Origin of the sequence: Pseudomonas sp. PB101 (assembly GCF_009764265.1) — a bacterium.
Taxonomy (GTDB): Bacteria; Pseudomonadota; Gammaproteobacteria; order Pseudomonadales; family Pseudomonadaceae; genus Aquipseudomonas.
Genome location: NZ_RWIR01000026.1, coordinates 20,565 through 44,909 on the forward strand (window position 1 = coordinate 20,565; position 24,345 = coordinate 44,909).

25 protein-coding genes and 1 pseudogene are annotated in these 24,345 nt (G+C 58.1%); 12 read left to right on the top strand and 14 right to left on the bottom strand.

All coding sequences use genetic code 11. The features are described from left to right. Positions 1 to 24: 24 nt before the first annotated feature. The 3 genes from EI969_RS08410 (at position 25) to cysN (ending at position 3,868) form a co-directional block, all read left to right on the top strand. A complete protein-coding gene (locus tag EI969_RS08410; RefSeq protein WP_160387053.1) occupies positions 25 to 783 on the top strand; it encodes a Nif3-like dinuclear metal center hexameric protein in 759 nt (252 codons plus the stop codon). Positions 784 to 1,042: 259 nt separating this feature from the next. Next, positions 1,043 to 1,960, top strand: coding sequence for a sulfate adenylyltransferase subunit CysD (gene cysD / locus EI969_RS08415; protein WP_007986727.1), 918 nt, complete (start codon positions 1,043 to 1,045; stop codon positions 1,958 to 1,960). A 9-nt stretch (positions 1,961 to 1,969) separates the two neighbouring features. Beyond that, positions 1,970 to 3,868 (top strand): sulfate adenylyltransferase subunit CysN, encoded by a 1,899-nt coding sequence (cysN, locus tag EI969_RS08420; protein ID WP_160387054.1) that lies wholly within the window; start codon positions 1,970 to 1,972, stop codon positions 3,866 to 3,868. A 108-nt stretch (positions 3,869 to 3,976) separates the two neighbouring features. Here cysN and EI969_RS08425 read toward each other — a convergent pair. Next, a pseudogene (locus EI969_RS08425) lies at positions 3,977 to 4,177 on the bottom strand (acyltransferase); the annotation flags it as partial. Between the two features lie 221 nt (positions 4,178 to 4,398). On the opposite strand from EI969_RS08425, the gene EI969_RS08430 reads away from it, so the two are divergent. The 3 genes from EI969_RS08430 to EI969_RS08440 are packed head-to-tail and all read left to right on the top strand — an operon-like array spanning position 4,399 to position 6,316. Continuing rightward, entirely contained in the window at positions 4,399 to 4,947 is a 549-nt protein-coding gene (locus tag EI969_RS08430; RefSeq protein WP_160387055.1) for a hypothetical protein, read from the top strand. After that, positions 4,934 to 5,518: a 2OG-Fe(II) oxygenase gene (locus EI969_RS08435; RefSeq protein WP_160387056.1), complete on the top strand. Its 585-nt coding sequence runs from the start codon at positions 4,934 to 4,936 to the stop codon at positions 5,516 to 5,518. Before EI969_RS08430 ends, EI969_RS08435 begins: the two co-directional genes overlap by 14 nt. 3 nt (positions 5,519 to 5,521) lie before the next feature. Continuing rightward, on the top strand, positions 5,522 to 6,316 hold the full coding sequence (locus EI969_RS08440) for a hypothetical protein (protein ID WP_160387057.1): 795 nt from the start codon (positions 5,522 to 5,524) through the stop codon (positions 6,314 to 6,316). 340 nt (positions 6,317 to 6,656) lie between these two features. Here the strand turns inward: EI969_RS08440 and EI969_RS08445 are convergent, their stop codons facing one another. From EI969_RS08445 to EI969_RS08455, 3 genes are read right to left on the bottom strand one after another with little or no spacing between them, the layout of a single operon-like run. Beyond that, positions 6,657 to 7,559 carry an acyltransferase gene (locus EI969_RS08445; protein WP_160387058.1) on the bottom strand — a complete coding sequence of 301 codons (903 nt, stop codon included), beginning with the start codon at positions 7,557 to 7,559 and terminating at the stop codon, positions 6,657 to 6,659. Next, complete coding sequence (pta, locus tag EI969_RS08450; protein ID WP_150718037.1) at positions 7,560 to 9,659, bottom strand: phosphate acetyltransferase; 2,100 nt, start codon at positions 9,657 to 9,659, stop codon at positions 7,560 to 7,562. Between the two features lie 60 nt (positions 9,660 to 9,719). After that, on the bottom strand, positions 9,720 to 10,046 hold the full coding sequence (locus EI969_RS08455) for a DUF3565 domain-containing protein (RefSeq protein WP_160387059.1): 327 nt from the start codon (positions 10,044 to 10,046) through the stop codon (positions 9,720 to 9,722). On the opposite strand from EI969_RS08455, the gene EI969_RS08460 reads away from it, so the two are divergent. The 3 genes from EI969_RS08460 (at position 10,015) to EI969_RS08470 (ending at position 12,402) form a co-directional block, all read left to right on the top strand. Next, positions 10,015 to 10,500, top strand: coding sequence for a peptidylprolyl isomerase (locus tag EI969_RS08460; protein ID WP_007942189.1), 486 nt, complete (start codon positions 10,015 to 10,017; stop codon positions 10,498 to 10,500). The genes EI969_RS08455 and EI969_RS08460 overlap by 32 nt on opposite strands. A 122-nt stretch (positions 10,501 to 10,622) precedes the next feature. Beyond that, positions 10,623 to 11,105, top strand: coding sequence for a glutathione peroxidase (locus EI969_RS08465; RefSeq protein ID WP_110660533.1), 483 nt, complete (start codon positions 10,623 to 10,625; stop codon positions 11,103 to 11,105). Positions 11,106 to 11,298: 193 nt separating this feature from the next. Further along, positions 11,299 to 12,402, top strand: a complete 1,104-nt coding sequence (locus EI969_RS08470; protein WP_160387060.1) for an NADH:flavin oxidoreductase — start codon at positions 11,299 to 11,301, stop codon at positions 12,400 to 12,402. A 133-nt stretch (positions 12,403 to 12,535) separates the two neighbouring features. On the opposite strand, the gene EI969_RS08475 is transcribed toward EI969_RS08470, so the two are convergent. Together EI969_RS08475 and EI969_RS08480 are read right to left on the bottom strand one after the other, a co-directional pair. Then, positions 12,536 to 13,735, bottom strand: a complete 1,200-nt coding sequence (locus tag EI969_RS08475; protein ID WP_160387061.1) for a glycosyltransferase family 1 protein — start codon at positions 13,733 to 13,735, stop codon at positions 12,536 to 12,538. A 106-nt stretch (positions 13,736 to 13,841) separates the two neighbouring features. After that, positions 13,842 to 15,437 (bottom strand): family 20 glycosylhydrolase, encoded by a 1,596-nt coding sequence (locus tag EI969_RS08480; RefSeq protein WP_160387062.1) that lies wholly within the window; start codon positions 15,435 to 15,437, stop codon positions 13,842 to 13,844. A 314-nt stretch (positions 15,438 to 15,751) separates the two neighbouring features. Here EI969_RS08480 and EI969_RS08485 point away from each other — a divergent pair, with 314 nt between their 5' ends. Further along, a complete protein-coding gene (locus EI969_RS08485) occupies positions 15,752 to 16,342 on the top strand; it encodes a hypothetical protein (protein ID WP_160387063.1) in 591 nt (196 codons plus the stop codon). A 100-nt stretch (positions 16,343 to 16,442) separates the two neighbouring features. Here EI969_RS08485 and cysZ read toward each other — a convergent pair whose 3' ends face one another. Further along, positions 16,443 to 17,198, bottom strand: coding sequence for a sulfate transporter CysZ (gene cysZ / locus EI969_RS08490; RefSeq protein ID WP_160387064.1), 756 nt, complete (start codon positions 17,196 to 17,198; stop codon positions 16,443 to 16,445). 314 nt (positions 17,199 to 17,512) lie between these two features. On the opposite strand from cysZ, the gene trxB reads away from it, so the two are divergent. Further along, entirely contained in the window at positions 17,513 to 18,469 is a 957-nt protein-coding gene (gene trxB / locus EI969_RS08495) for a thioredoxin-disulfide reductase (RefSeq protein ID WP_160387065.1), read from the top strand. A 166-nt stretch (positions 18,470 to 18,635) separates the two neighbouring features. Here trxB and EI969_RS08500 read toward each other — a convergent pair whose 3' ends face one another. From EI969_RS08500 to EI969_RS08530, 7 genes are all read right to left on the bottom strand, one after another. Beyond that, positions 18,636 to 19,886, bottom strand: coding sequence for an aspartate aminotransferase family protein (locus tag EI969_RS08500; RefSeq protein WP_160387066.1), 1,251 nt, complete (start codon positions 19,884 to 19,886; stop codon positions 18,636 to 18,638). Positions 19,887 to 20,111: 225 nt separating this feature from the next. Next, complete coding sequence (locus EI969_RS08505) at positions 20,112 to 20,450, bottom strand: HopJ type III effector protein (protein WP_160387067.1); 339 nt, start codon at positions 20,448 to 20,450, stop codon at positions 20,112 to 20,114. After that, a complete protein-coding gene (locus EI969_RS08510; RefSeq protein WP_095129425.1) occupies positions 20,443 to 20,739 on the bottom strand; it encodes a DUF1244 domain-containing protein in 297 nt (98 codons plus the stop codon). Before EI969_RS08510 ends, EI969_RS08505 begins: the two co-directional genes overlap by 8 nt. Positions 20,740 to 20,829: 90 nt before the next feature. Continuing rightward, on the bottom strand, positions 20,830 to 21,201 hold the full coding sequence (folX, locus tag EI969_RS08515) for a dihydroneopterin triphosphate 2'-epimerase (protein WP_007970304.1): 372 nt from the start codon (positions 21,199 to 21,201) through the stop codon (positions 20,830 to 20,832). A 2-nt stretch (positions 21,202 to 21,203) separates the two neighbouring features. Further along, positions 21,204 to 21,779 carry a GTP cyclohydrolase I FolE gene (gene folE, locus EI969_RS08520; RefSeq protein WP_160387068.1) on the bottom strand — a complete coding sequence of 192 codons (576 nt, stop codon included), beginning with the start codon at positions 21,777 to 21,779 and terminating at the stop codon, positions 21,204 to 21,206. Positions 21,780 to 21,799: 20 nt separating this feature from the next. After that, positions 21,800 to 22,510: a dihydromonapterin reductase gene (gene folM / locus EI969_RS08525; protein ID WP_160387069.1), complete on the bottom strand. Its 711-nt coding sequence runs from the start codon at positions 22,508 to 22,510 to the stop codon at positions 21,800 to 21,802. Positions 22,511 to 22,594: 84 nt separating this feature from the next. After that, on the bottom strand, positions 22,595 to 23,164 hold the full coding sequence (locus tag EI969_RS08530; protein WP_160387070.1) for an antibiotic biosynthesis monooxygenase: 570 nt from the start codon (positions 23,162 to 23,164) through the stop codon (positions 22,595 to 22,597). Between the two features lie 221 nt (positions 23,165 to 23,385). On the opposite strand from EI969_RS08530, the gene EI969_RS08535 reads away from it, so the two are divergent. After that, positions 23,386 to 24,345: a MerR family transcriptional regulator gene (locus EI969_RS08535; RefSeq protein ID WP_160387071.1), complete on the top strand. Its 960-nt coding sequence runs from the start codon at positions 23,386 to 23,388 to the stop codon at positions 24,343 to 24,345.

Below are 24,345 nucleotides of genomic sequence, written 5' to 3' on the forward strand. Positions count from 1 at the left end.
GAACGGGATATTTAGGAGTCTTTTATGGCCGTCGCCCTGAGCACCCTCGTCGAAGAAGCCGACCGCTACCTCAACAGCGCCAAAATCGCCGATTACTGCCCCAACGGCCTGCAGGTCGAGGGGCGGCCGCAAGTGATGCGCATTGTCAGTGGCGTCACCGCCAGCCAGGCATTGCTCGACGCCGCCGTGCAGGCCAATGCCGATCTGGTGCTGGTGCATCATGGCTATTTCTGGAAGGGCGAGAACCCGTGCATCACCGGTATGAAGCAGCGCCGCTTGAAGACCCTGCTCAAGCACGATATCAGCCTGTTGTCCTATCACCTGCCGCTGGATCTGCACCCGGATGTCGGCAATAACGTGCAGCTTGCACGCCAGCTCGACATCACCGTCGAAGGCCCGCTGGACCCGGACAACCTGAAGATTGTCGGCCTGGTCGGCTCGCTGAATGAACCGATGATGCCCCGGGATTTCGCCCGGCGCGTCCAGGAAGTCATGGGTCGTGAGCCGTTGCTGATCGAAGGCAGCGCCATGATCCGCCGCGTCGGCTGGTGTACCGGTGGCGGCCAGGGTTACATCGATCAGGCCATTTCGGCCGGCGTTGACCTCTACCTCAGCGGCGAGGCCTCCGAGCAAACCTTCCACAGTGCCCGGGAAAACGACATCAGCTTCATCGCCGCCGGTCACCATGCCACCGAGCGCTACGGCGTTCAGGCGCTGGGGGATTACCTGGCGCGGCGCTTTGCGCTGGAGCACATCTTCATCGATTGCCCGAATCCGATCTGACGAAACACCATCCCCGTAGGAGCGAGCCTGCTCGCGATGAACCTGAGAACACCGCGGGGTGTCAGGCTCCCAGCGTTATCGTTGACGACCATCGCGAGCAGGCTCGCTCCTACAGGGGGCGTGTTTGGCCCAAACGCGGGGGCATATTCATATGCTCTTTCGATCTAGTTGGCGTCCTGATTAGAAGAGGTCGCTGTGCTAGGATCCCCGCTCGAACACGGCCCGCTGGCCGTTCATAAGAAAGCTTTCGTGAGTAGCCATGGTCGACAAACTGACGCATCTGAAACAGCTGGAGGCGGAAAGCATCCACATCATCCGCGAGGTGGCCGCCGAGTTCGACAACCCGGTGATGCTGTACTCCATCGGTAAAGACTCCGCCGTGATGCTGCATCTGGCACGCAAGGCGTTCTTCCCGGGCAAGCTGCCGTTTCCGGTGATGCACGTCGACACTCGCTGGAAATTCCAGGAGATGTACGCCTTTCGCGACAAAATGGTCGCCGAGCTTGGTCTCGACCTGATCACCCACGTCAACCCGGACGGCGTGGCGCAGAACATCAACCCGTTCACCCACGGCAGCGCCAAGCACACCGACATCATGAAGACCGAGGGCCTCAAGCAGGCACTCGACAAGTATGGTTTCGACGCAGCTTTCGGCGGCGCCCGTCGCGATGAAGAGAAATCCCGCGCCAAAGAGCGCGTGTACTCGTTCCGCGACAGCAAGCACCGCTGGGACCCGAAAAACCAGCGCCCCGAGCTGTGGAACGTCTACAACGGCAAGGTCAACAAGGGCGAGTCGATCCGTGTCTTCCCGCTGTCGAACTGGACCGAGCTGGACATCTGGCAGTACATCTATCTGGAAGGCATCCCGATCGTCCCGCTGTACTTCGCCGCCGAGCGTGAAGTCATCGAGAAGAACGGCACGCTGATCATGATCGACGACGAGCGCATCCTCGAACATCTGAGCGATGAAGACAAAGCCCGCATCGTCAAAAAGAAAGTGCGTTTCCGTACCCTTGGTTGCTACCCGTTGACGGGCGCGGTGGAGTCCGAGGCCGAAAGCCTCACGGACATCATTCAGGAAATGCTCCTGACGCGAACTTCCGAGCGCCAGGGCCGTGTCATCGACCACGATGGCGCAGGCTCCATGGAAGACAAAAAACGTCAGGGTTATTTCTAAGGGGTTGTCATGTCGCACGTATCTGATTTGATCAGCGAGGACATCCTCGCCTACCTGGGCCAGCACGAACGTAAAGAACTGCTGCGCTTCTTGACCTGCGGTAACGTCGACGACGGCAAGAGCACCCTGATCGGGCGCCTGCTGCACGACTCCAAGATGATCTACGAAGATCACCTGGAAGCCATTACCCGCGACTCGAAAAAAGTCGGCACCACCGGCGAAGACATCGACCTGGCGCTGCTGGTCGACGGCCTTCAGGCCGAGCGCGAGCAGGGCATCACCATCGATGTCGCTTACCGCTACTTCTCCACCGCCAAGCGCAAATTCATCATCGCCGACACTCCCGGCCATGAGCAGTACACCCGCAACATGGCCACCGGTGCTTCCACCTGTGACCTGGCGATCATCCTGGTCGATGCCCGTTACGGCGTGCAGACCCAGACTCGTCGCCACAGCTTCATCGCATCCCTGCTGGGCATCAAACACATAGTCGTGGCCATCAACAAGATGGACCTCAAGGACTTCGACCAGGGCGTGTTCGAGTCGATCAAGGCCGACTACCTGCAATTCGCCGAAGGCTTGAAGTTGAAGCCGACCAGCATGCACTTCGTACCGATGTCGGCGCTCAAGGGCGACAACGTGGTGAACAAGTCGGAGCGTTCGCCGTGGTACACCGGCCAGTCGCTGATGGAAATCCTCGAGACCGTGGAAGTGGCGGGCGACCGCAACTTCACCGACCTGCGTTTCCCGGTGCAGTACGTCAACCGTCCCAACCTGAACTTCCGTGGTTTCGCCGGTACGCTGGCCAGTGGCATCGTCAAGAAAGGCGACGAAGTCGTGGTGTTGCCGTCGGGCAAAAGCAGCCGCGTGAAATCCATCGTCACCTTCGAAGGTGAACTGGAGCACGCAGGTCCGGGTCAGGCAGTCACGCTGACCATGGAAGACGAAATCGACATCTCCCGTGGCGACCTGTTGGTGCATGCCGACAACGTGCCGCCGGTGACCGACAGCTTCGAAGCGATGCTGGTGTGGATGGCTGAAGAGCCGATGCTGCCGGGCAAGAAATACGACTTCAAACGCGCCACCAGTTACGTGCCGGGCTCCATCGCCAGCATCGTCAACAAGGTCGACGTGAACACGCTGGAAGAAGGTCCGGCCAGCGCGTTGCAGTTGAACGAAATCGGCAAGGTCAAGATCGCGCTCGATGCGCCGATTGCCCTCGACGGTTACGACAGCAACCGCACCACCGGCGCCTTCATCATCATCGACCGCTTGACCAACGGCACCGTTGGCGCGGGCATGATCGTCGCCCAGCCTCTGGCCCATGGCACCAGCACGCACCATGGCAAACTGGCTCACGTCGCCACCGAAGAGCGCGCACAGCGCTTCGGCCAGCAACCGGCCACCGTGTTGTTCAGCGGCTTGTCGGGCGCGGGCAAGAGCACGCTGGCCTATGCGGTCGAGCGCAAGCTGTTCGACCTGGGTCGTGCGGTGTTCGTACTCGATGGCCAGAACCTGCGTCACGACCTGAACAAAGGTCTGCCACAGGATCGCGCCGGGCGTACCGAGAACTGGCGTCGTGCCGCGCACGTTGCGCGTCAGTTCAACGAAGCGGGTCTGCTGACGTTGGCGGCATTCGTTGCGCCGAGTTCCGAAGGTCGTGAGCAGGCCAAGGAGCTGATCGGCAAGGAGCGTCTGCTGACGGTCTACGTCCAGGCCTCGCCAACGGTCTGCGCCGAGCGTGACCCGCAAGGCCTGTACGCGGCGGCCGGGGATAACATCCCTGGCGAGTCCTTCCCGTACGACGTGCCGCTGGATGCCGATCTGGTGATCGACACCCAGTCCGTGTCGCTGGAGGAAGGCGTCAAGCAGGTGCTGGAGCTGCTGCGCAAGCGTGGTGCGATCTAAGCGCTAGCCGGAAATGAAAAACCCGCAGACAAGTGATTGTCTGCGGGTTTTTTGTTGCCTCTAGATTGCTATCGCTGGCAAGCCAGCGATAGGGCCGGAACAGGCACCTCAATACTTCGCTGGATACTCGCGATGCATCTGTTCCAGCAACGCATCCTTGTCCTGCCACAACTGATTGATCCAACCCTGAAATTGCAGGCGGTATTCACCGTCCTGGTCGTAATTCTTGCCGATGAACTGCAGCGGAATGTTCAGTTGCTGAAAATGCACCACCACGTCTTTCACGTATCCACATAGCAGATCCCAGAACCAGGAAGCCTCTGAAAATCTAAAGTCAGAAGGAATAGTCAGAATCCTTGACCGGAAATGGACTACAAGAAAGTCGGAAGTTATGAAGTTTTATTGATTTGTAAATGAGAATAGTGTTTGCAACAGGGTAGATGTGTTTTTGCGCAGATTGTATCAAGTCGAGCAATTGCAAGGAAGTCGGTGGTTGCTTAAAAAGTAAGCTTGCGCTTGAGGATCAAGGAGTGCGAAATAAAATTTTTCCAGTTCCGGTTGGTTATGTTTCTAGTGCTTTTGAGATCGTTTTCTGTGTAATTGTTCTGTTGTTGTATCTTGTTTTTTCTCTTTATATTTATAGTAGGTTGATAGAAGTTCCTCCGGTTCCTGATAAGTTAGTTATGAAAGATGCTTTTGTATATAGGGGGCATTCACAAGCTTCAAAGACAACATCTTTTTTGTATCTGAGGGTTGGAACTGATGACGCTGCTTACAAATATATCATTGAGGCTTCGAATCGTGATGTTATGTACACGGACTTTGATAAGTCAAGAAGGTTGTGGGTGGCAGTAGATACTGACCAAAGTAAAAAATTTGTTTGGGGAGTATATGATGAAGATTATGGGTTGTTGATAAGTCGTCAAGATATATTGCGCTGGGCTAGCTCAGTTAATATCGATAATTACTTTGTGCTTTCTTTGTTATTTATTTCATCGTTGTATTTCCTTTATATTGTTTTTTTGACTGGTGTTTGGAATAGGTGTGCAGCGAAAAGGATGGCTTGTGAAAATAAATAAGATTGATGATGAGATATTTGTAATTGACGATTTTTTAACTCAAGGGGAAGAGGAGTGCATAAATGTTCAACTCAAGGGCGCCGTTTGGAGATACAACTGGCCAAATTATGAGGAGCTTCCATTTGTTAGGCCTTGTTGGCATGTTTTTATTGCGGGTAAAGGTCGGCCGGATCGGAAGTCATGTTTAGACGAATTAGACAGAAGTGAATCTTGGCGTTTTCTTGTCGGCTTCTGGGAAAGGTTATCAATATTACATGATTTCAAAATCACGTTATTAGGTGTTTATGCAAATGGGCAAACGTTTGGGCAAGACACGATTATACATCGGGATAACAAGACGCATCCAGGGATGACAGTGATCGTATTTTGTAATGAACACTGGCCAACGTCGTGGGGAGGTGAACTCGTATTCTACGATGACAAAAAAGAAAATATTATTAAATCAGTACTTCCAAAATCGCGACGTGTGGTGATTTTTGACGGGCGAGTTCCACATGCGGCGAGATCGCCTTCAGTAAAGTGTGATCAGGTAAGGATGACGCTTGCGTTCAAAACTGTGATTAAGGAGTAGTATATGGCCGGGAAAACCGAAATATTTGTAGCTGTCGTCAATGATGGTGTGACTATTGGCTCGGGGGCGACTGCAGTATCAGATCAGTTTTTAGTCAACGGAACTGGAATGGTGTTGCTGAGTCAGTCGGTGCAGACCGGTGCTGTGATAGCGAGTGTTACCTCGGTGACAAAATTAGCAGGTCCTTATGTACCGATTGTAAATATGCCGGCCAATATAGTCGCCGGTACGATAACTTTTCTGAAAATAGGGATCGATTTCAGAGATGGGCGCGAAATCAAGACGGGTGACGTTGTCAGTCTGGTTGGTAATGTTGCAGGGGTGATTGCAACCATGGCAGTTTTGCTAGCTGCGCCATTTTCGGTTGTTGCTACCTTAAGTGTTGTAGCTATCGGCACAGGGATATATTCGATTTATAACTCAGAAGTGCTCGGTGCTATTGCGACAAATGCCAAAAATTTCTTCAGCGATAAAGGATTGGAAAGCTACCTTGACTATGTGTGTGCGCCCGATATGCAGATTGTCCATAAAAACACCTTGAGGGATGTCTACAGTAATCAGATGCTTTCCTGTAATTGGATATCTGAAACCGGAGAGCTGCAGCCCTCAGTGGTACCTGTTTTCGATGAGGATATTGGCGGTGGAGGGGGGTATATACCAATACCTCCTGTTTTGCCGGCTCCCCTTCCTGATATTATCCCAGTTGTAACTATCGGGCCCCTTGAGATTAATGACGGCTCTGATGATAACGGTGATGAGTATGGTTGCTGTACAGGCGGAAGTGATGGTTATGTGTAGCAGTTCGCATATATAGATTTTCTGCTCCTCATTTTTGACTTTCGATTTTTAATACCAATTAACGAGCTGCTTGACACTATTTAGAGCTAAGCCCGAGTCAGGCTGAACTTAAGAGTGCGCTGGTGTGTGGGTAATCGTCAGCTTCATCGCTTGGAACTGAGTTGCGTTTCGTTGGAGGAAGGCGTCTAGCAAGTGCTGGATCTGCTGCGCAAGCGTGGCGCGATCTAAGCGTTAGCCGGAAATGAAAAACCCGCCGATGAGTGATCATCGTCGGGTTTTTTTGTGCCCTTGAGATAGTCATCGCGGGCTTGCCCGCGATGAGGGCATTACAGACACCTGATTATTTCGCTGGATACTCGCGATGCATCTGTTCCAGCAGCGCATCCTTGTCCTGCCACAACTGATTGATCCAACCCTGGAACTGCAATCGGTACTCGCCGTCCTGATCGTAGTTCTTGCCGATGAACTGCGGCGGTATCTTCAGCTCTTCAAAGTGCACCACCACATCCGCCACATTCCCGCACAGCAAGTCCCAGAATCCCGGGCGCCCGGCGGGGTAGTGGATGGTTACGTTGACCAGCGATTCAAGCTGCTCACCCATCGCATCCAGGACAAAGGCAATGCCGCCGGCCTTGGCCTTGAGCAGATACTTGAACGGTGATTGCTGTTGCTTGTGCTTACCCTCGGTGAAGCGCGTGCCTTCGACGAAGTTGAAAATGCCCACCGGGTTGTCGCGAAATTTCGCACAGGTCTTGCGGGTGGTTTCCAGGTCCTTGCCTTTCTTCTCCGGGTGCTTCTCCAGATACGCCTTGGAGTAGCGCTTCATGAACGGAAAGCCCAGTGCCCACCAGGCCAGGCCGATCACCGGAACCCAGATCAGCTCTTGCTTGAGAAAGAACTTCAGCGGTTGAATGCGCCGGTTGAGCACGTATTGCAGCACCAGAATGTCGACCCAGCTCTGGTGGTTGCTGGTGATCAGGTACGAGTGCTTGTAGTCGAGCCCTTGCAGGCCGCTGATGTGCCAGCGGGTGCGACGGACCAGGTTCATCCAGCCTTTGTTGAGGCTGATCCAGGCTTCGTGGGTATGGCTCATCAGCCAGCCGGCGAGGCGTTGGGTGAGGGCGAACGGCAAGACCTTGACGAGCGCCACGCAGAACAGGAACGAGCACAGCAAAATCGTGTTGAGTGCCAGCAACAGCGCGGCGATCACGCCGCGCAAAGGGACGGGTAGGAAGTCCAGCATTTACACATCCATAGGTCGGTTGGCGGCTTGAATCGCGGTCAGGGCGATGGTGTAGACGATGTCATCGACCTGCGCGCCGCGCGGCAAATCGTTCACCGGTTTGCGCAGGCCTTGCAGCATCGGCCCGAGGCTGACGCAGTCGGCGCTGCGCTGCACAGCCTTGTGGGTGGTGTTGCCGGTGTTGAGGTCGGGGAACACGTACACCGTGGCACGACCGGCTACCTGACTGTTCGGCGCCAATTGCCGGGCCACGCTTTCGTTGGCGGCGGCGTCGTACTGCAACGGGCCGTCGATCAGCAGCGAGTGCTGTTGTTCGTGGGCGAGCAGGGTCGCCTCGCGGACTTTCTCGACCTCTTCGCCGCTGGCCGAATCGCCACTGGAGTAACTGATCATCGCCACCCGCGGCGTGATGCCGAAGGCGGCGGCCGAGTCGGCGCTTTGCAGGGCGATCTCGGCCAGTTCGCTGGCGCTCGGGTGCGGGTTCATCACGCAGTCGCCGTAGACCAGCACTTCTTCCGGGAACAGCATGAAGAACACCGACGACACCAGGGTGCAGCCCGGTGCGGTCTTGATCAGTTGCAAGGCCGGGCGAATGGTGTTGGCGGTGGTGTTGATCACGCCCGAGACGAGGCCGTCGACTTCATCCAGGGCCAGCATCATGGTGCCGATCACCACGGTGTCTTCCAGTTGTTGCTCGGCCATCGGCGCGTTGAGGCTTTTGCTTTTGCGCAGCGCGACCATGGGCTCGACATAGCGCTCGCGGATCGAGTCCGGATCGATGATTTCCAGCCCCGGCGGCAGCTCGATGCCCTGGGCGCGGGCGACGGCTTGAACGTCCTCGGGCTTGGCCAGCAACACACAGCGAGCGATGCCACGGGCCTGGCAGATCGCGGCGGCCTGCACGGTAAATGGCTCGCTGCCTTCGGGCAAGACGATGCGCTTGTTGGCCGCCTGGGCGCGCTGGATCAATTGATAACGGAAAACCGCCGGCGACAGGCGCATCTCCCGTGGCGTGCCGCAGCGCTGGTGCAGCCAGTTGGCATCGAGGTGGCCGGCGATGAAATCGGTGATGATTTCGGCGCGCTCGCGGTCGTCGATGGGGATTTCCTTGTTCAGGCCATTGAGCAGGTTGGCGGTGTCGTAGGAGCCGGTACTCACTGACAGCACCGGTAACCCGGCCTGCAGGGCGCCGCGGCACAGGTCCATGATGCGTGGGTCGGGCAGGGTGTCGCTGGTCAGCAGCAGGCCGGCCAGCGGCACGCCGTTCAAGGCCGCGAGGCTGACGGCGAGGATGATGTCGTCGCGGTCGCCGGGGGTCACCACCAGCACGCCGGGCTTGAGCAACTCCACGGTGTTGCGCATGGTGCGGGCGCAAATGATGATCTTGGTCATGCGCCGGGTTTCGTAGTCGCCGGCGTTGAGCACTTGCGCGCCCATCAGGTCGGCGACGTCGCGGGTGCGCGGGGCGTTCAGTTCCGGCTGGAACGGAATGCAGCCGAGCAAGCGGAAATCACCGCTGCGCAGCAACGGCGAATGTTCCTTCAGGCGCGTGGCGAAGGCCTCCATGCTTTCTTCGGTCTTGACCTTGTTGAGGATCACGCCGAGGACTTTCGGGTCTTTCGGGCCACCGAACAATTGCGCCTGCAACTCGACGCGACCGGAGAGCTCGGTCAGCACTTCGTTTTCCGGTGCCGAGACCAGGATCACTTCGGCGTCGAGGCTCTTGGCCAGGTGCAGGTTGACCCGCGCGGCGTAACTGGCGCTGCGGGTCGGCACCATGCCTTCGACGATCAGCACGTCCTTGCCGATGGCGGCCTGCTGATAAAGGGCGATGATCTCTTCGAGCAGTTCATCGAGCTGACCGTCGCCGAGCATGCGCTCGACATGGGCCAGGCCCAGGGGCTTGGGTGGTTTCAAACCGTGGGTACGCGCCACCAGTTCGGTGGAGCGCTCCGGGCCTGTGTCGCCCGGATGCGGCTGGGCAATCGGTTTGAAAAAGCCGACCTTGAGGCCGGCTCGCTCAAGGGTGCGCACCAGCCCGAGGCTGATGGAGGTCAGACCCACACCAAAATCGGTGGGCGCGATAAAAAAAGTTTGCATGCGGATTCTCTGGAGGTGCATTGCAAAGGTGATGACCTATGACTGGTCGTCTACCGAAATTCAGTCACCAAGGTTATCGCTAACCATGCCTTGTGCGCACCAACCGCAGGCAAAGGGTTGGCCTATTTTTTCCTGGCGCTGTGCAGGGTCCATGACCCAGGCGCGCGATTGCCAGGGTGGCTGGTGCCGCAGGTGTTGGGTGTGGCCGCAGGAAAGCGCGGCCACCCAGTGTCCGTCTTCGTCCTGATGAAAGCCTGTGACCGTCGAATCCCGTTTGTCCGGGTTGTGTTCGCTTTCGGTCGATTGCTTCGCTAAACTTGGCCTTTCAATCTTCTTATGCAAAAGGTCTCGCCCCATGCTGATCGCCGCCAATAAGGCTGTCTCCATCGACTATACCCTGACCAACGACGCTGGTGAGGTCATCGACAGCTCCGCCGGCGGCGCGCCGCTGGTCTACCTGCAAGGCGCAGGCAACATCATCCCGGGCCTGGAAAAGGCTCTGGAAGGCAAGGCCGTCGGCGACGAGCTGACCGTAGCCGTTGAACCGGAAGACGCTTACGGCGAGTACGCTGCCGAACTGGTCAGCACCCTGAGCCGCAGCATGTTCGAAGGCGTCGACGAGCTGGAAGTGGGCATGCAGTTCCACGCTTCCGCTCCGGACGGCCAGATGCAGATCGTGACCATCCGTGATCTGGACGGCGACGACGTGACCGTTGACGGCAACCACCCGTTGGCTGGCCAGCGCCTGAATTTCCAGGTAAAGATCGTTGCCATCCGTGACGCCAGCCAGGAAGAAATCGCTCATGGCCACGTCCATGGCGAAGGTGGCCATCACCACTGATTTCTGCGCTAAGCTCAGATAACTGGAGAGGCGCCCCGAGGGCGCCTTTTTAGTCTGCGGCTGTCCCTGACGACACCGCCAAGTGGCTGTTTCGAGAAGAACACGGGAATCTGGAGTACGTCATGAGTGCTTTTCACGACCTAAAATTGACAGCCCTGGATGGTCAGGAGCTACCTCTGGCGCCTTTCAAAGGCCAAGTCGTACTGGTGGTCAACGTCGCCTCCAAATGCGGCCTGACCCCGCAGTACGCGGCGCTGGAAAACCTCTACCAGCAATACAAGGCCAAAGGCTTCAGCGTGTTGGGCCTGCCCTGCAACCAGTTTGCCGGACAGGAGCCTGGCACCGAGCAGGAAATCAAGGACTTCTGCAGCCTCAACTATGGCGTGACCTTTCCGTTGTCCAGCAAGCTGGAAGTCAACGGGCACGAACGTCATCAGTTGTACCGCTTGCTGGCGGGCGAGGGCGCGGAATTCCCCGGGGACATCACCTGGAACTTCGAGAAGTTCCTGCTGGGCAAGGACGGCCGCGTGTTGGCTCGGTTCTCGCCACGCACCGCGCCGGATGATCCGACCATCGTCCACGCAATCGAAAAAGCATTGAGCTGATTCCCCCTCCCTGTAGGAGCGAGCCTGCTCGCGATGGTTGTAGGAACACCGCGGGGCATCAGACCGCCAGCGTTATCGTTGACCACCATCGCGAGCAAGCTCGCTCCTACATCACCAAAATCAATAATGCTGTTCAATACGCTGGACTCTCCATATTATCGCCGTCATAAAATTATTTCCCGTGGAGCGTCCCATGCCCGTCAAAGCCCTGTTCAAACCGTTCCACCTCGGCACCCTCGAACTGCCGACCCGCGTCGTCATGGCGCCGATGACCCGCTCCTTTTCCCCGGGCGGCGTGCCAAATTCCAAAGTGATCGAATACTACCGTCGCCGCGCCGCAGCCGGCGTCGGCCTGATCATCACCGAAGGCACCACCGTCGGTCACAAGGCTTCCAACGGCTACCCGAACGTTCCGCATTTCTATGGTGACGCGGCCCTCGCCGGCTGGAAGAAGGTCGTCGACGCCGTTCACGCCGAAGGCGGCAAGATCGTTCCGCAGCTGTGGCATGTGGGCAGCGTGCGCCGTATCGGCACCGAGCCGGACGCCAGCGTGCCGGGTTATGGCCCGTCGGAAAAAGTGAAGGAAGGTCAGGTCGTGGTGCACGGCATGACCAAACAGGATATCCAGGACGTGATCGCTGCGTTCGCCCAGGCCGCCAAGGATGCCCAGAGCATCGGCATGGACGGCGTTGAGATCCACGGCGCCCACGGTTACCTGGTCGACCAGTTCTTCTGGGAAGGCAGCAACCAGCGTACCGATGAATACGGCGGCAGCCTGGCCAACCGCTCGCGCTTCGCCATTGAATTGATCCAGGCCGTGCGTGCCGCGGTCGGCGAAGGTTTCCCGATCATCTTCCGTTTCTCCCAGTGGAAGCAGCAGGACTACAGCGCACGCCTGGTACAAACCCCGGAAGCCTTGGGCGAGTTCCTCAAGCCGTTGGCCGATGCGGGCGTGGATATTTTCCACTGCTCGACCCGCCGCTTCTGGGAGCCGGAGTTCGACGGTTCCGAGTTGAACCTGGCAGGCTGGACCCGCCAACTCACCGGCAAGCCGACGATCACCGTGGGCAGTGTCGGCCTGGATGGCGAGTTCCTGCAGTTCATGGTCAACACCGACAAGGTCGCACAACCGGCCAGCCTGGAAAAACTGCTGGAGCGCTTGAACAACGACGAGTTCGACCTGGTGGCGGTCGGTCGTGCGTTGCTGGTGGACCCGGACTGGGCGCAGAAAGTGCGTGATGGCCGTGAGGAAGACATTCTGCCGTTCAGCCGTGAGGCGTTGATGTCGCTGGTTTAAGCGGCGACCGGGAAGGCCTCATCGCGAGCAAGCTCGCTCCCACAGGTTCTGCGGTGATCACCAATCATGTGTGAACCAAGAACCCTGTGGGAGCGGGCTTGCCCGCGAAGACTGACTCAAGAACACTGCAAAATCACGGAACAGTCGGTGCATTCGGCACCACCATCTCCCCGGCACACGCCCCGCGCAACTGCCCTTCGAACTGCTCGATGATCGTTGCCCATCCCTGGCGACTGGCATGCTGGCGCGCATTGAGCCGCACATTGCGCAGGGTTTCCCTGTCTTCCAGCAACCATGCCGCTGCATCGCAGAACGCTTCTTCATCCCCCGGCATCGCCAGCACTCCGTTGTAGCCATGGCGAATATGCTGGGCCGCTGCCGCCTGATCGTAGGCCACCACGCCCAACCCCGAGGCAAGTGCTTCAAGCACCACATTGCCAAAGGTTTCGGTCAGGCTCGGAAACAGGAACATGTCCCCCGACGCGTAATGACAGGCCAGGGCTTCCCCCCGTTGCGTGCCGCAGAAAATCGCCTCGGGCATTTCCTTTTCCAGTTCCTGGCGCTGCGGACCGTCGCCGACCACGATCAGTTTCAGCCTGCGCTGGGGATAACTCGCCTTGAGGGTATTGAAGGTGCGCTTGAGCAGGCCGAGGTTCTTTTCCGGGGCCAGGCGTCCGACATGAATGACGGCGATGTCTTCCTCGGCCAGTCCCCATTGCTCGCGCAGGGCATCCAAGCGCTTGGCCGGGTGAAACAGTTCGCTGTCGACCCCACGGGACAGCAACGCCAGTCGCTCGAACTGCCGCCGCTCCAGCTCCATGCGCTGACTGACGCTGGGCACCAGGGTCATGGCCGAGCGGTTGTGGAACCAGCGCAGGTAGTGAGTCAGCAGGCGCGTGAGCAAACCCAACCCGTACTGGTTGGAATATTGCTGGAAATTGGTGTGGAAACCGCTGACCACGCAAATCCCCAGTCGCCTTGCTGCACGCAAGGCAGACAAGCCCAGCGGGCCCTCGGTGGCGATGTAGAGCACATCCGGGCGGTGACGCGTCCAGCGTCGCAGCAGTTTGTGCATCGACGACTGACCCCATTGCAAGCCGGGATAGCCCGGTAGCGGCCAGCCGCGACACAGCAGCAGTTCATCATCGCTGCCCAGGTGCTGGTCGCAGCCCTGACGCGGGCGCACCAGTTCCACCTGATGCCCGCGCGCGCGCAAACCGTCGCACAAGCGACCCAGTGTATTGGCCACGCCGTTGATTTCCGGTGGGAAGGTTTCGGTGATCAGGGTGATATGCAGAGCTGTCGTCATGACCCCAGTGTCGGCTGGGGCCATGTCGTCAGTGTGACGTCGGGATGATGGATTTGTGACGTTGTGAACTTGCCGATAAGCGAGTTTGCACTAACGAGTGCCCAATCAGACGCTCACGAAACCTGTTCTGTTACCACGGTTCTGGCGGCGGATGGGCGACGGCGCGTGCGATCAGTGACAGCGATTTGTACTCGGTAGCGCCGTTCGGAGAGTCCCAAGTGCGTTGCCCCAAAGGCAACAGCCAAGGGACCAGCTGGTTCCAGGCCTCTTCCGGGGAACTGAAGGACGGCACTTCGATCCAGAACTGGATTCCGGCTCCCACTAAAAACGGACTGTCCGCGGGAATATCCGATATCGCGCCTCCAGCCTCGTCCATGAAATGGTTGGCTTGCCACGTGTCATAAATACCGCGAGGCGAATGTTTATCATGGAGGAGATTGTCCCAGGTCTTGTTAATGATGAAGTAAAAGTCACCATGGGCGTTGATCACGTTGTATCCGGCATTTATCAAGTCTTGTGCGGTCATCTCTCCGCGCAGTCTGCCCCAGAGACTCCAGCATTCGATTTCTACCTTTTTATCCACAGCGATGACCGGGTTGGGTCGAACGGCCCCGTCGTTCCAGACTCGCGCGATTTTGCCTCTGTCTTGTATCAGGCCAGCCATGTCGTTGATGAAGTACCTGACAGCGTCCTCGGAAGATGCATTTGGATTGCCGGACATGTCACGTGCGTATTTGGCCAGTTGGGGCGTGTTGTTGTGGGTGATCGGGCTGAGAAAAAATTCATCGGCTCCCAAGTGGATACGCCGGCTGCGTGGAAACATTGTGAAAAGGTCAGAGACGAGAGTTGTGATAAAGGAACGTGCAGCACTAATGCTGAAATCGAGAGCTTTGGACACAACGGTGCCATTACTGAGGCGAAGCTGAAATTCAGGCCGGTCGCGTAGTATCCAGTCCATATGTCCAGGCATGTCGAGCTCGGGAATTACCTCGATATGGTAGGACGCGGCAGTGTCGAGAACGCGCTTGAGCTCTTCTGCGCTCCAGGCATCGGAACTGGAGATGTCCACGCAAGAGGGAAAGGTCACCCTTACGCCTTCGTTATCTGTCAGATGTAAGTGCAGCGTATTGAGTTGATTCCAGGCCATTTCCTGAATCAGGTTGATGACCCAGTCGGGGCTGAAATACCAGCGGCCCATATCGATCATGACCGAGCGCTCGGCATGCATGGGGGCATCAATTACAACCCCCGATTCGAGTGTGGTTGAGACTCGCACAGCTTTATGCAGGGTGGTCAGGGCGCGGGCCATGGCCTCCGGGGTTTGTGCGCTGACCAGAACATTGTGTGAGATATCAATCCGGTAACTTTCCCTTTTGCCTTTGACGGGAATCGGGACGTCCGCCGTATTCGGTGCGGACAATTGCAACGATACGTCACCGCTCAGTGGCGGAGCGCCTGGCAGTAGTGTGATGGCCGTGGGCTTGCCAAGCCCGGCGGCACCCGCGAGCCCGGCTGCCAGTCTTGTTGCCAAGGGCCGCAGGCTCTCGCTGTCGATGAGAATGCGCGAACTTTCACTGATGACAAAATCAGCTCCCGCTTCCGGTTTCGCATGCAGTACGGCCGGGCTCATGCTGGTCCAGGGGAAGGATGCATTCCGGTCCCTGGCACTGAGATGTTCGCCTGTCATCAAGGAAGCCGCAGCGGGGGGATGGATGGGTGTTGCCATTGAAGTGGTTCTCCATACGTTGAAGTTTTGACTCATCCCTGACAATTGATTGGGTTCAAGTTTGGGGAGTCGCTGTACGTATTGGATGTTTTATGCGCAGAAACGTATACGGTAAGAATTAACAGGTATGGGGTAACAGGTTTGTAAGGTTGTGTCGTTCATTGTTATTTGTTGGTGGAAGTAAGTGTTTGAATGGTGTGCTGGGGAAGGCGATCGCTTGCCGGACCTGTCACTTGTTATAGGTGTCTTTTCTATCAATTAACGTAAAGATAGCTCTGCATTACAGGCAATTGTGCCGGATAAAAGGAGTTTTAATGATGAAAGAGCAATCGAAAGTTAATCAGGATTCAAGTAATGTTGCCGAGCTCGGTATTCCCGTTCCGACGATCACCTATCCTTTAGATGGAACTCGTCACTCTTTGGGGCGAGTGTTTATTGAAGGGGAGTGTTTGCCGGGGGCAACCGTTGACATGCTTAATTATGACGACACCAGGCTGGGTTCTGCCACAGTGAACGGGAAGACTTGGTATTTCAGTCGCAACTGGGACGACGGTGCGAAAGTTGTGAAGGCACGGCAGCGTCTCGCGGGTCTATCTTCCTCCCCAACCGAGCCGCGGTTCTTTTTTGTCAGTCTACCTACTCCAGGTATTACTTACCCAAAAGACGCAAGTCGCTTACCAGCAGGTCAGATTGTCATCGAGGGCACCTGTAGCTACGGAGCAGAAGCGGTTGAAGTGCTGAATCATGACTTTAGTGTTTTAGGTAAAGCTATCATAGACTCTGATGGAGCGACTTGGAGGTACAGCCGTGTTTGGGATAAAGGTGTCAAACATGTCAAGGTAAGACAAATCCTGAATGGCAAGCTTTCTGAATCGGGCGGTCAAATTGAGTTCGTCGTACAGTGAAATACCCCACCAGGAACTGATTCAACTAACCGCTGTGAGTCAGTTGTAAGGCCTGCGGCAAGAGAAATACTCTTGCCGCAGTTTTTTTATCGGGCGTTTTTTACTTTGCAGGCGTTGTCAGCACTTGGGTGTCGCGTTCACGCACCCAGAACAGCGTCGCGCCGGCCACGGCCGCTGGCATCATCAGGATGTTGACCACAGGGATCAGCAGCACCAGGTACACGCTGCCGCCAAAACTCATGCTCTGCCAGCGCTTCTGCCGCAGCCAGGCGAGCATTTCGTTCCAGCCCAGCTTGTGGTTGTCCGCCGGGTAGTCGATGTACTGGATCGCCATCATCCACACCCCGAACAGCAGCCACAGCGGCGCGGCGATGATGTTCACCACCGGGATGAACGAGAGGATGAACAGCCCGATCGCACGGGGCAGGAAGTAGCCGAGCTTGCGCATTTCCCGGGCCAGGGTGCGCGGGATCATGGCAATCAGTTCACCCCAGCTGAAGGCCGGGAAGTCATCGGTGCCGCGCACCACCACTTCCACTTTCTCCGCGAGAAAGCCATTGAACGGCGCGGCAATGACGTTGGCGAGCATGGTGAAGGTGAAGAACACCATCAGCACGACGAGCACCACGAACAGCGGCCAGAGGAGGTAGTTGAGAAAACTCAGCCAGTCGGGCAGGGACGGCATCAAGGTGTCGACCCACAGGCTGAATTGATGGCCGGCCAGGTAGATCAATCCGACGAACAGCACCAGGTTGATGGCCAGCGGCAACAGGACGAACAAACGCAGGCTGGGGCTCAGCACCAGCTTGAGGCCTTCGCGCAGGTATTGCGGGCCGGACAGGACAGGGGCGGGCATAAGAGGCTCCGGACAGAGGGAAATCGCGCCGACCTTACCGGCTTTGCTTCACGTGCGAAAGCGCGGCAGTGGTATCGACATTCACTGTAACAAAGACGTCGATATCGTCGCTCAGATGGCATAGAGACCACCTATGAGCTGGATTGTTAATCCGTATTTCCTTAATCTTCGCCCCCTCGATACGCTGCACCCAATCTTTTACAGGACGGTCGGGTTCAAGCCTTCCCCAAGCGCTTGCAACCGTTCTTTTTTATTCCAGCCGGCAATCCGGCGTTCCGCGCCAGGTGTTCCGGGCCGGTCAACAGGAGCAGGTCATGTCTGAAGTCCGTCATTCGCGAGTGATTATTCTCGGTTCCGGCCCTGCCGGTTACAGCGCCGCGGTCTATGCCGCCCGTGCCAACCTCAAGCCGCTGCTGATCACCGGCATGCAGGCCGGCGGTCAACTGACCACCACCACCGAAGTCGACAACTGGCCGGGCGACGTCCACGGCCTGACCGGCCCGGCGCTGATGGAGCGGATGCGCGAGCACGCCGAGCGCTTCGAAACCGAGATCGTTTTCGATCACATCAATGCCGTGGACTTCGCTGCCAAGCCGTACACCCTGACCGGCGACAGCGCGACCTACACCTGCGACGCCCTGATCATTGCCACCGGCGCCAGCGCTCGTTACCTGGGCCTGCCGTCCGAAGAAACCTTCATGGGCAAAGGCGTTTCGGCCTGCGCGACTTGCGACGGTTTCTTCTATCGCAACAAGCCAGTGGCTGTGGTCGGCGGCGGCAACACCGCTGTCGAAGAAGCCCTGTACCTGGCCAACATCGCCAGCAAAGTCACGCTGATCCACCGTCGCGAAACCTTCCGCGCCGAGAAGATCCTGATCGACAAGCTCAACGCCCGTGTTGCCGAAGGCAAGATCGAGCTGAAGCTGAACGCAACCCTGGACGAAGTCCTGGGCGACAACATGGGCGTGACCGGTGCCCGCCTGAAGAACAACGACGGCAGCTTCGACGAAGTGAAAGTCGACGGCGTGTTCATCGCCATCGGCCACACCCCGAACACTTCGCTGTTCGAAGGCCAGCTGACCCTGAAAGACGGTTACCTGGTGGTGCAAGGCGGCCGTGACGGCAACGCTACTGCCACTAGCCTCGAAGGCATCTTCGCCGCCGGTGACGTGGCTGACCACGTGTACCGTCAGGCCATCACCTCGGCCGGCGCCGGTTGCATGGCGGCACTGGATGCCGAGCGCTACCTCGACGATCTGCAGAACGCTTGATTCTGCTTTCGTTGAAATGAAAAACCGGCTTCGGCCGGTTTTTTCATGGGCAACACAAAACAGACCTGTAGGAGCCGGCTTGCCGGCGATGGCGGCGTATCAATCAACATCGGCGTTGCCTGACACACCGCAATCGCCAGCAAGCCGGCTCCTACAGGATCAGGTTTCAGGTCAGTTTGGCGAGGCACGCCTCAAGGATATCCAACCCTTCCTCCAGCACCGCCGCTTCGATGGTCAACGGCGCCAGCAGGCGAATGATGTTCCGCGATTTACCACTGGGCATCAGCAGCAGACCCGCATCCCGCGCCAGGGTCAGCAGTTGGGTCAATTGTGTCGATCCGGGTGAGCCATCGACATTGATCAACTCGATACCGCGCATGGCACCGACACCAGTCAGGCGACCCAGGTAAGGTGTCAGTTTGCTCGCACGCCAGGTTGCATGGCGGCCAACAATCGCCTCTTCCTGCTGCGTGCCCCACGCTTGTAGGTTGGCATCGGTCATTTCGTCCAGGGTTGCCAGTGCCGCTGCGCAGGCGATGGGATTGCCGGAGTAGGTGCCACCGAGTCCGCCCTTGGGCAGGTTATCCAGCAGCGCTTTGCGCCCGACCACCGCACCCAGCGGCACGCCGCCGGCAATGCTTTTGCCGAGCAGGACCAGGTCGGGCTCGATGCCCAATCGCGAGAACGCGAAGCGCTGGCCGGTACGGCCGAAACCGGACTGGATTTCATCGGCGATCAGCACAATGCCCTTGTCGTCGCAGAACTTGCGCAGTGCCTGGGCGAACTCCACATCCATGGCCAGGAAACCCGCTTCGCCCTGCACGGGTTCGACGATGAAGCAGGCCACGTCCTCGACATCGATCTCGACGCTGAACAAACGCTGCATGGCCTTCAGGGCTTCGGCGCAGGTCACGCCGTTGTCCGGGCTGGGGTAGGGAAGGTGATACACCGGCCCCGGCAGCACGCCGACTTTTTGTTTGTAGGGCGCGACCTTGCCGTTGAGGTTCAGGGTGGCCAGGGTGCGGCCGTGGAAAGCGCCATCGAAGGCAATGACGGCGGTACGGCCGGTGGCGCCACGGACGATCTTCAGGGCGTTCTCGGCGGCTTCCGCGCCGCTGTTGGTGAGCATGCCGCTGACCGGATAATCGACCGGGATGAACGCGCTGAGGCGGTCCATCAAATCGATGTAGGGGGTATGGGGGGCTGCGTTGAACGCATAGTGGGTCAGCCGGGTGGCCTGCTCGCGAATGGCTTCGACGATGCGCGGATGGCAATGGCCGAGGTTCAACACGCCGATGCCGCCGACAAAGTCGATGTAGCGTTTGCCATCGGTGTCCCAGACCTCGGCGTTCTTGCCGTGGCTGAGCGTGACAGGGTGAACGATGTTGATCGACTGGCTGATGGTTTCGCTGCGCATGGATGACCGGCTCGAAAGAAGGAGGACTTCTTTTATCTAAGCCGTGAGCAGCGGTACCCGGCAAACGAAATAAAGTGGCGGGGTCAATCTTAAAAGTCGGGTTGTGCTGTTGATCATCTGTAGGAGCGAGCCTGCTCGCGATGGTCGTGAACGATAACACTGGGTGCCTGATGCCCCGCAGCGCTCTCAGGTTCATCGCGAGCAGGCTCGCTCCTACAATTCAGATCAGCGGCGGGTCAGAGGCTGTTGGGTGAATTTCACGCCAGCCAGGCCATGGGCCATCAATGCACGGATATTGCCGTGATCGCTGCCTTCAGGTGTGGCAACAACCGAACGGTAATGCTCGCCAAAAGCCAGCAGTGCTTCTTCATCACTCAAGCCTTCGAGCAGTGTCAGGCCCAGGGTCTTGCACGAGCCTTCGTTCTGCCCGGCCGCGTTTTCCACTCCACCGTTGTTGAAGGCCTGAGGCTGGTAGTCGTAACCGGCGGCAATGAACGCCAGGGTGTCGGCGAAGGCGTGTTCGCCGGTCTTGAGGCTGGCGCGCAGGGTGTTCAGATCACTCATTGGGTTTTCCTTTGGCGAACGCCGCCTGTTGTTCGGCGTTGGCTTCTTGCTGATATTGGGCTTTCCATTCGGCGTACGGCATGCCGTAAACCACTTCGCGGGCGTCGTCGAGGCTGACCTCGATCTGGCGCTCGTCGGCAGCCGCCTTGTACCACTTGGACAGGCAGTTGCGGCAGAAGCCCGAGAGGTTCATCAGGTCGATGTTCTGCACATCCTTGCGGCTGTCCAGGTGGGCCACCAGCCGGCGAAAGGCGGCGGCTTCGAGTTCCAGGCGTTGTTGATCGTTCATGGGAGGTCTCTGCGAGACAGCTGCAAGCTGCAAGCTGCAAGATGGATGGCGGTGGCTACAAGTTTACAGCCTGGCGCCTGTGGCTTGAAGCTAGCGGCTCGCTGCAAGCGTAATCGATACCGACTCGGCGAATCGCAGCGCATGGGGCTTGTCGACCTCGACCTCGGCGTAGAGCACCGATGCGTTGGCCATCACCAGGTCGAGAATTTCCTGGGTCAGGCGTTCGAGCAGCGCAAAGCGGTTGCCTTCCACATGGGCGATGATCGCCTTGGTGATGGTCCGGTAGTTCAACGCGTGATCGATGTCGTTGTCCCGGACCGCTTCCTGGGCGGCGTACAGAATGGTCAGGTTGATCAGCACATCCTGTTTGTTGAGGATTTCATCCTCGTTGATGCCGATGAAGGTACGCAGGCACAGGTCCTTGACCCGGATGCGTGCCATGCCTGGCTGAAGTTGTGGCATTGCTACTTGCTCCGTCCAATCAATTGCAGGAACTCCTGGCGGGTATTGCTCGACTCGCGGAAGGCGCCGAGCATCACCGAGGTGTTCATGGTCGAATTCTGTTTTTCGACGCCGCGCATCATCATGCACATGTGCTGCGCTTCGATGACCACTGCGACGCCTGCCGCGCCGGTCACCTGTTGCACGGCGTCGGCGATTTGCCGGGTGAGGTTTTCCTGGATTTGCAGGCGGCGGGCGAACATGTCCACCAGCCGCGCAATCTTCGACAGGCCCAGCACCTTGCCGGTTGGAATATAAGCCACATGCGCCTTGCCGATGAAGGGCAGCATGTGGTGTTCGCACAGCGAGTACAACTCGATGTTGTCGACGATCACCATTTCATCGTTGTCGGAGGCGAACAGCGCGCCGTTGACGATCTGCTCGATACTTTGCTCGTACCCATGGCAAAGGTACTGCATGGCTTTGGCTGCGCGCTTGGGCGTATCGAGCAAACCCTCGCGGTCGGGGTTTTCACCGAGACCGATGAGGATCTCACGGTAGCTCTGGGATAGGGCGTTCTGGGGCAGCGATAACGTCATGGAAAATCCTCGCGGGACACTTATTTGATGTGCCTTCCGCCGTTGACGGTCAGGGTGGTGCCGGTGACGTAAGGGTTGTCGAGCAGATAACGCAGGCTCTGGTAGATCACTTCGCAGCCGGGTTCGATGCCCAGCGCGGACTTGGCCAGCGCCCTGGCGCGGTAGGCCGCGTCGTCTTCAGGGTTGAACAGTAGCAGGGCCGGCGCGATCCCGTTGACCTTGATGGCCGGCGCGTACCTGGCGGCGAAGGACAGGGTCAGGCTGTCGAGCCCGGCCTTGCTGGCGCAATAGCCGATGTGCTTGCTGCTGCCCTTGCGCGTCACGTCATCGCTGATGTGCACGATGTCGGCGGGGCTCGAGCGTTGCAGCAGGTCGGCGCAATGCAGGTTGATCAGGTAAGGCGCCAGCATGTGCACGTTGAACATTCGGGTGAACGCTGCGGCATCGGTGTCCGGTGTTTCGGCCAGCCATTCGGAGGCGTTGTGGACAATCGCGCGCAAACAGTCGGTGTGGGTTTTCAGTTCGCTGATGAAGGCGAGAATCCCGGTTTCACTGGAGAAGTCCGCGAACACCGCGGTGGCCCCCAGGTCGCGCAGGGCTTGTACGCCGGGTCGCTCGCTGCGGTAGCTGAAAATCACCCGATGGCCATCTTCCAGCAGTCGCCGGGCGCAGTGCAGGCCGACGCGCTGGCCGGCGCCGGTAATGAGGACAGGGGCTGCGGAAGAAGTCATGAACGGCTCGCGTCGCGGTAAGAGCAAAACTATACCAGCGACGGGAGCGCTCTATCTATTGCAGGCAACATCCACAGAAGGTGATCAGTGGTTTTGGGTCGAGGGTTCGACGGGCAAGCGGCGCACAGGCGTGCTGTTCAGCCAGTTGGCCAGCAGACGGGTCGACAGCGGGATAAACCAATACACCATCAACGGCGTCAGGCACAGGGTGCTGATGAGTACGCGAGGCAATAGCGTCATCTCGCTCAGCAGCGGACCCAGTACAAAGTTGAACAGCAGAGAGACCGGAAAGAACGCCAGCCAGATCGCCACGGCCTGTTTCCAGCGCGGCGGGCGTTGGCCGGCGACGCCGAACCAGCCTTCTATGCCGCTGACCCGGTGCTCCGTCGGGTGGGCGAACAGCTCGCTGCCACGTCCGAGCCAGGCACTGCGCGAGGCGGAATGCTCCCAGGCGTGCAGGGTCTGCTCATCGGCGAAGCGGAAGATAATCTGGAATTCGTCATCGTCGGGCGGCGGAGCAAGCACGCCGGAGCCGAGGTAGCCGGGAAAGTCGGTGGCCAGTTGTTCGCCTTCGCGCAGCCAGGCGATCAGGTCCTGATAACGTCCATTGGCAACGCGGCGCGCAACCATCAGCGTGACGGGTGGGGTAGACATTGTGTATCTCCATAAGGCATTTGCGTCGCTCCGGATAAGAGCTTCGCCAGGCACAGGCGCCGGGGTGGTGGGCCGTGTCTTGTAACAAGCAAGGATTATTCCTGATTCAGTCAATCGCGTCTGCGACGGTTTTAGCTCATTCGCGGCATGTTTTTTTACGGAATTTTTACGGGCTGGGCGAGTAGAATGTGTCTCGGACGATACAAGGATGTTACATCAGGATGCCCGTACTTACTGACGCTGCTTCAGATTCCGCGCAGGCTGCATCACTCGAACAGGAAGAACTCTTTCCCATTCGCGAGGTGGCGCGCCTGACAGGTGTCAACCCGGTCACGCTGCGTGCCTGGGAGCGACGCCATGGCCTGATTGTTCCAACGCGCACTGAAAGCGGGCATCGCCTGTATTCGCTGACCGATATCGAGCGGGTGCGCAGCATCCTCGGCTGGATCGAGCGCGGTGTAGCCGTCAGCAAGATCGGCAAGATCCTGGCCAGGGCCGAGCCGTTCAAGGCGTTGTCGCATTTCATCCCCAACAATCTCGTAACAGCCGATTACGCGCAGTGGCAGCATCAGGTACTTGCTGCGGTCAACGGGTTTGACGACCTTCGGCTGGAACAGGTCTACGGGCAAATCTTTTCCAGCTACGCCCTGACGGTGGTGTTTCAGGACATTCTGATTCCCGTGTGGAAGCAGTTGTTGCAACGCCAGGACCAGTTCGGCGGAACCAGCGAGTGGCTGTTCCTGGATGGTTTTCTGCGTGCCCGGGTGGCGCAGCGCCTGTTGTTGATGCGCGAAAAACAGCCGCGTTGCGTGGTCATCTGTGCCCTGGTCGGTCACTGCCGGGAGCTGGAACTGCTGGTCGCCGCCCTGTTCCTGAGTTGCGGGTCAATGACCGTTCGAGTGCTGCACATGGGCCAGCCATTCGAGGAGCTGGCGCTGACGTGTGAAAGAATCAAGCCCCAGGCGCTGGTGCTGTTTTCCAATCATGTGCCGGCTGCCGATTTGCCTCGGCGCCTGAATCGCCTGGCCATGGGGCTGGAGTGCCAATTGCTGTTGGCCGGCGATGCTTCTGACCTGGCACAGGAGAGCCTGACCGGTTCATCGATCGGTTGCCTGGGCAATGAGGGCGAGGTGATGGGCCAGCGTCTGAAACAGTTCCTGGCGGGGAATCTGGATACTTGA

Bases quoted from the DNA above. Each gene is read 5' to 3' on its own strand.
- EI969_RS08475 (WP_160387061.1), bottom strand. From the start codon at position 13,735: ATGGCCCCAGCCGACACTGGGGTCATGACGACAGCTCTGCATATCACC.
- cysZ (WP_160387064.1), bottom strand. From the start codon at position 17,198: ATGCCCGCCCCTGTCCTGTCCGGCCCGCAATACCTGCGCGAAGGCCTC.
- EI969_RS08485 (WP_160387063.1), top strand. From the start codon at position 15,752: ATGATGAAAGAGCAATCGAAAGTTAATCAGGATTCAAGTAATGTTGCC.
- EI969_RS08530 (WP_160387070.1), bottom strand. From the start codon at position 23,164: ATGTCTACCCCACCCGTCACGCTGATGGTTGCGCGCCGCGTTGCCAAT.
- EI969_RS08480 (WP_160387062.1), bottom strand. From the start codon at position 15,437: ATGGCAACACCCATCCATCCCCCCGCTGCGGCTTCCTTGATGACAGGC.
- EI969_RS08410 (WP_160387053.1), top strand. From the start codon at position 25: ATGGCCGTCGCCCTGAGCACCCTCGTCGAAGAAGCCGACCGCTACCTC.
- EI969_RS08455 (WP_160387059.1), bottom strand. From the start codon at position 10,046: ATGGAGACAGCCTTATTGGCGGCGATCAGCATGGGGCGAGACCTTTTG.
- EI969_RS08510 (WP_095129425.1), bottom strand. From the start codon at position 20,739: ATGAACGATCAACAACGCCTGGAACTCGAAGCCGCCGCCTTTCGCCGG.
- trxB (WP_160387065.1), top strand. From the start codon at position 17,513: ATGTCTGAAGTCCGTCATTCGCGAGTGATTATTCTCGGTTCCGGCCCT.
- EI969_RS08505 (WP_160387067.1), bottom strand. From the start codon at position 20,450: ATGAGTGATCTGAACACCCTGCGCGCCAGCCTCAAGACCGGCGAACAC.
- EI969_RS08535 (WP_160387071.1), top strand. From the start codon at position 23,386: ATGCCCGTACTTACTGACGCTGCTTCAGATTCCGCGCAGGCTGCATCA.
- folE (WP_160387068.1), bottom strand. From the start codon at position 21,779: ATGACGTTATCGCTGCCCCAGAACGCCCTATCCCAGAGCTACCGTGAG.
- cysN (WP_160387054.1), top strand. From the start codon at position 1,970: ATGTCGCACGTATCTGATTTGATCAGCGAGGACATCCTCGCCTACCTG.
- EI969_RS08465 (WP_110660533.1), top strand. From the start codon at position 10,623: ATGAGTGCTTTTCACGACCTAAAATTGACAGCCCTGGATGGTCAGGAG.
- EI969_RS08460 (WP_007942189.1), top strand. From the start codon at position 10,015: ATGCTGATCGCCGCCAATAAGGCTGTCTCCATCGACTATACCCTGACC.
- EI969_RS08440 (WP_160387057.1), top strand. From the start codon at position 5,522: ATGGCCGGGAAAACCGAAATATTTGTAGCTGTCGTCAATGATGGTGTG.
- EI969_RS08445 (WP_160387058.1), bottom strand. From the start codon at position 7,559: ATGCTGGACTTCCTACCCGTCCCTTTGCGCGGCGTGATCGCCGCGCTG.
- folM (WP_160387069.1), bottom strand. From the start codon at position 22,510: ATGACTTCTTCCGCAGCCCCTGTCCTCATTACCGGCGCCGGCCAGCGC.
- cysD (WP_007986727.1), top strand. From the start codon at position 1,043: ATGGTCGACAAACTGACGCATCTGAAACAGCTGGAGGCGGAAAGCATC.
- folX (WP_007970304.1), bottom strand. From the start codon at position 21,201: ATGCCACAACTTCAGCCAGGCATGGCACGCATCCGGGTCAAGGACCTG.
- EI969_RS08500 (WP_160387066.1), bottom strand. From the start codon at position 19,886: ATGCGCAGCGAAACCATCAGCCAGTCGATCAACATCGTTCACCCTGTC.
- EI969_RS08470 (WP_160387060.1), top strand. From the start codon at position 11,299: ATGCCCGTCAAAGCCCTGTTCAAACCGTTCCACCTCGGCACCCTCGAA.
- pta (WP_150718037.1), bottom strand. From the start codon at position 9,659: ATGCAAACTTTTTTTATCGCGCCCACCGATTTTGGTGTGGGTCTGACC.